The organism is Tepidiforma sp. (assembly GCF_034432735.1).
Lineage (GTDB): Bacteria > Chloroflexota > Dehalococcoidia > Tepidiformales > Tepidiformaceae > Tepidiforma.
In genome coordinates this window covers 1-1512 of record NZ_DAOUBJ010000106.1, presented here as the reverse complement: position 1 = coordinate 1512, position 1512 = coordinate 1, and the positions used below count along the sequence as shown (strand labels likewise).

The 1512-nt window shown below is 69.2% G+C and carries 2 protein-coding genes; both read right to left on the bottom strand.

Translation table 11 applies throughout. The annotated features are described in order from the left end of the window. On the bottom strand, positions 1 to 281 hold a 281-nt coding region (locus tag VAE53_RS10075), incomplete at its 3' end, for an HAD-IIB family hydrolase (protein ID WP_322819247.1). A gap of 4 nt (positions 282 to 285) precedes the next feature. Next, on the bottom strand, positions 286 to 1461 hold the full coding sequence (locus VAE53_RS10070) for an acyl-CoA dehydrogenase family protein (RefSeq protein WP_322819246.1): 1176 nt from the start codon (positions 1459 to 1461) through the stop codon (positions 286 to 288). Between the last annotated feature and the right edge of the window lie 51 nt (positions 1462 to 1512).

Genomic DNA, 1512 nt, shown 5'->3' with positions numbered 1-1512 from the left:
TCGGCCATGAAGCGGGCGAACTCCTCCGGAAGCGGTACCTGCGCGAACGCCTCCCCGTTCGGCCCTCGCACATCGGCGCCGGCCGAGGCGATCGCCGCTACCGCGAGCCCGATGCCGGCGAACGGCCGGACCGCCGCTTGGTACCACCGGGCCGTCGCGGGCGCTACCACGATCCCCGCTTCGGCCGCCCGGCGGAGCGCCTGCGCCGTGCGCGGCGAAATCCCCCCCGCACCGTCGAGCAACGTGCCATCGAGGTCGATGGCCAGCAGTCGGTACCGCATCCCGTTACCCGCGCGGCAGGCCGAGCCCGCGCGTCGCGATGATGCCGCGCTGAATCTCGCTCGTGCCCGCCGCGATCGTCGCGCTGACCGACTGGAGGTAGGCGGTCGCCTGGTCGATGACCTGGTGCGGGCTGCCGTCGCGTAGTTGGCCTGCCATCCCGAGCAGGTGCATCCCCGTCAGCGCGATCCGCTGGCTCATCTCGCTGCCGAAGAGCTTCGATGCCGAGGCCTCCGTATTCGGCACCAGCCCGCGCGCCTGCATCGTCGCTACACGATAGGCGAGGAACGTGCCTACGTTCACCTCCACCGCCCGGTCGGCGAGCTCGTGGCGGATCGCCGGTCGGGCGCGCACCAGCTCCGGCCGGCTCTTCGCCAACGCGACGAGACGTTCCACCGTCCGCCGCCCGCCCGCGAACGCCTGGATTCCCGAGCGTTCGAAATCGAGCGCCACCGCCATGTGGTACCACCCCCGATTCACCTCCCCCACGACCTGCGACGCGGGCACCCGGACCTCTTCGAAAAACACCTCGTTGAAGCCGTGGCGGTTCGCCATGTTGATGAGCGGCCGCACCGTGATGCCCGGGCTCTTCATATCGACCATGAACATCGTGATGCCCTTGTGCTTCGGGGCATCGGGATCCGTCCGCGCGGCCAGCCAGCCCCAATCGGCGAGGTGCCCGCCGGAAGTCCAGATCTTCTGGCCGTCGATGACGTACTCGTCACCGTCCCTCACCGCCCGCGTCTGGAGCGCCGCCAGGTCCGAGCCCGCGCCGGGCTCGCTGTAGAGCGTGCACCACCAGTCCTGCGCCTGCGCGATACGTGGGATGAACGTTCGCTTCTGCTCCTCCGTCCCGTAGAGCATGAGGCTGGGGCCCACCCAGGCGATGCCCATATTGCCCACGGGCGCTTGGGCGTAGGCCATCTCCTCGTTGTAGACCAGCTGGCGAAGATGGGAAGCGCCGCCCCCGCCATACTCCTTGGGCCAGGCCATCGCGAGCCAACCGCGGGCCGCCAGCTTCCGCTGGAAGCCCATCACGTACGCTTTCTCCTCCTCGTCCGAACGGAAACCGCCTTCGTAGCCGCGGCGCAGCCGCTCCTCCTCTGGCGGCAGATTGTCGCGGATGAACTGGCGGACCTCCGCGCGGAACGCTTCTACCTCGGGGTCGTACCGAAATTGCATGTTGCAGGGGCCTCCGAACCTTCGTGTGCCCCGAACTATACCCCGCCCGCG